General features: G+C 44.9%; 5 protein-coding genes. All 5 read right to left on the bottom strand.

Translation table 11 applies throughout. The features are described 5' to 3' along the window. The coding region (locus JZU62_RS03625) for a response regulator transcription factor (protein WP_295012047.1) at window positions 1–341 on the bottom strand (341 nt) is incomplete at its 3' end. Then, window positions 334–708, bottom strand: coding sequence for a periplasmic heavy metal sensor (locus tag JZU62_RS03620; RefSeq protein WP_295011987.1), 375 nt, complete (start codon window positions 706–708; stop codon window positions 334–336). The genes JZU62_RS03620 and JZU62_RS03625, both read right to left, overlap by 8 nt. 11 nt (window positions 709–719) lie before the next feature. Then, a complete protein-coding gene (locus JZU62_RS03615; RefSeq protein WP_295011985.1) occupies window positions 720–1,823 on the bottom strand; it encodes a cytochrome b/b6 domain-containing protein in 1,104 nt (367 codons plus the stop codon). 16 nt (window positions 1,824–1,839) lie between these two features. Beyond that, window positions 1,840–2,376 carry a diheme cytochrome c gene (locus JZU62_RS03610; protein WP_295011983.1) on the bottom strand — a complete coding sequence of 179 codons (537 nt, stop codon included), beginning with the start codon at window positions 2,374–2,376 and terminating at the stop codon, window positions 1,840–1,842. Between the two features lie 15 nt (window positions 2,377–2,391). After that, a complete protein-coding gene (locus tag JZU62_RS03605) occupies window positions 2,392–2,799 on the bottom strand; it encodes a DUF1924 domain-containing protein (protein ID WP_295011981.1) in 408 nt (135 codons plus the stop codon). Window positions 2,800–3,100: the final 301 nt, after the last annotated feature.

Raw genomic sequence — 3,100 nt, 5'->3', positions numbered from 1 at the left:
CGGAGCACCAGTTCGCGAGGTTCATACGGTTTATCGAGATAATCATCAGCACCCAAATCGTATCCGTAGATTTTGTTGCCGATGTCGGTTCGTGCGGAAGAGATGATGATCGGGATGTCGAGACGGCTTTTGATCATTTTAGCGACATCGAATCCGTCCATTCCCGGTAACATCAAATCCAAAACGACGATGTCAAACACCTCTTTCTTTTCTAACAAGCAATCTAACGCGACTTTAGGATCGGCGTACGCGGAGGTCTCAAAATCGTACGATGTTAAAAATGAGCTTATTAGCTCTTGGAGAGAGAGATCGTCTTCGATCAGAAGCACTTTTCTAGTCACTGTCCCACTCCTCCAAATGATGAATATATCGCCGTTTTTGCTCAGGGGTTAAAACACTATGGAGCCGCTCAAGCAATCGTGCCCGAATCTCTATCGAAGCTTTTTCCCTCTCCAAACTTTTTGCTCGAAAAGATTCCGAATCAAACGACGGACTTAAAAACAGTGCATTGAGTGCATCTTGATCTTTTTCTCTTTGGTGATGGTATCGGCGGTTTGAATATTGGTACTCTTTCATCGCCTCTTCGACCACTCTGTGCTGCTGCTTTGTAAGCCCCAAATCATGCAGATCCATCGGAAATCTATGATTATCGTCATCCCCATAAGCGCAGAGGGAGAGGAACATCACCAACACTATAATCCACTTCATTGTAACCTCACTTAGAGCACTTTAATTGCGCTATCTTCGATTGTCCCCTGCTCTACATCACTATGGCAGGCTTTGCAGTTTGCACGACTTTTAACCTTGTCGCTTTTAAAAATCTCTTCGGAAATATGACGGTGTCTTTTTTTCCAAAACGGTGTTTGTGTTATTGCTATCATATCGCGTTTTTCGAGCGATTGCGCCATTTTGAACGACATTTCCTGAGTGGATGTTTCTACCGAATGTGCCAAAAGATACTCACGTATGGATTGCTCATCGGCGGGATCTAGCGAAGCATCATCGCCGAAATGGTTCGATAAATCCCCCATCAACACACTCCACCCCTCCTTGGAAAGAAGCGTAGGCGGATAGAGGGTATGGCACGAACCGCATTCATTGACAAAAACGGGGTTGATTTTTGCGTAATCAACCTTTTGATTGTACCCCGCGACAATAGGGTTATTCGGCGTATTAATGGCATAGATGAGAAGTGCAATAGCACCGCCGATACCGATAAGGGCGACGATTTTTTGGTACCACGATAAAACGGCACTCTCCCCCTCCATATTCTTATGTCCGTCGATAATAGAGTTGAGGGTACGATCCTCTTTGTGCAAGAGTCGATCAACCAACACTCCACCCACATGTGCCGCGATCAAAATCCATAAGAGATTGACGAAAAACTCGTGAATCTCTTCAAATACTTCCATGTCCCGAAAAAGCCCTGAGTGCAGAAATGCCAACACACCTCTGTTCTCCGCAATACCATAGGCTAACATACCGCTAAATGTAGCAAGAACCACCGTTATGAGCATCGCAACCATCACATAGCTTGCCGCCGGATTATGTCCGATATAGTGGCGTGATGGATTCAATAAGGATAAAAGGTACTCCCTCAATGCGACAAGAGAGAGATTAAAGTCACCAAAACGGGAATATTTCGGTCCCATTATCCCCCACACAATCCGAAAGAGCACTAATACACCGATAGCACTCCCGATCGCGGCATGGGTATTTAACCATCGATCTTCTTCACTGCTGATCCAAGCGGCAACAATTCCTACAACAAACAGCCAATGAAATAGCCGCGTAGGAAGTGTCCATACATATAAGCGTTTCATCATATGCTCCTAGTATTTATTCCCAACTGCCGTAATTTGGGATGCGAACTTCACGCTCGCGATAGCTTCCGCTGGCGGCTTTGGTATGACACGCCGCACAGTTGGCAAAACTTTTAACATCCGCTTGAGTCACCATCTTTTTAGGAATTTCACGGTGTTCATGTTTGAAATTAGGGGTTTCAGAAATACGGATCGCTATTGCTCCGCCCATTCCGGTCATACGATCATATCGGGACGCATGGGATGCCAAATAATTTTGAATGGTTTTGTGATCCTGCGGATCGAGTGTGGCATCGGTTCCGAAATGACTATCCAACGTCTTCATCGTTTTATCCCACGAGCTTTTAGGCAAAAACTCCGGCTGATAGGCAAAATGGCACGCACCGCACTCTTTGGTGTACAACGCAGCGGTTGATTTTTCTTGTGGAGTCATCGGCTTTGCAACGGCAGAACGTTTGTGCTCATGCTCTTCGTGTTCGTCATCATCCGCATACAGATAAACTCCGCCGGCTAATAAGAGAGCGGCTATGCTCAGGTTTACTATTTTTGTCATCGGGTATCCTTTTGATTAGTTTTTCATAATATAGGTGAGAACATCACCTTTTTCTTGTGCACTTCCCTCACGGGCATACACATCCATAAAATTGCGTTTGAGCCATTTCGTAACCTCTTTGGTACTGGTAAGACGCTGAGGATTGGCGCGAGGAGAGAGCGGATCGATCACTTTTCCCGTTAGAGAGTTTTTGCCGGCGTTGGCAAGATTAGTAGTATGACACGAGGTACACGCCATCGGTTTGCCTTGTTTACCCGTATGGGTCGAAGTAAAAATCTCTTTACCTCTCGCCGCGTCAAATCCGCTAAATGAGCTATTTTCAGCTTTTGCCGTTTTGGAAAGTTCATTCATATACTGAACCACTTCGGGGGATGCCGCCATCAGCGACGTTGAGAAGAGTAATGCAAATGCTAGGTATTTCATAACCTACCTCCTAATCTTTTGATGTTCAAATATTAGGGTAAAGGTGTCAATAGTTCACGGTGATGTTATTGACACTTTCTTGACATTACATAAATTTCATTCTAAACCGATATATCACTAATCCTTTAGAGGAGGTGTCACTAATGGATTCGCTCAACAGCAATCTTGGAATGGGTCCCGAACTGTATGCTATGAAAAAAGCAATGGAAATACAGGGTCAGGGAATAATGAAAGTTTTAGAGAGTGCATCGCCCGCTCCTACTGTTTCAGGCTCAGAACTTACAGGTCTTGGTCAAAACCT

Source organism: Sulfuricurvum sp. (genome assembly GCF_019163035.1).
Taxonomy (GTDB): Bacteria; Campylobacterota; Campylobacteria; order Campylobacterales; family Sulfurimonadaceae; genus Sulfuricurvum.
Note: the sequence above shows the minus strand (reverse complement) of the source record. Positions and strands in the feature narration are given on the sequence as shown.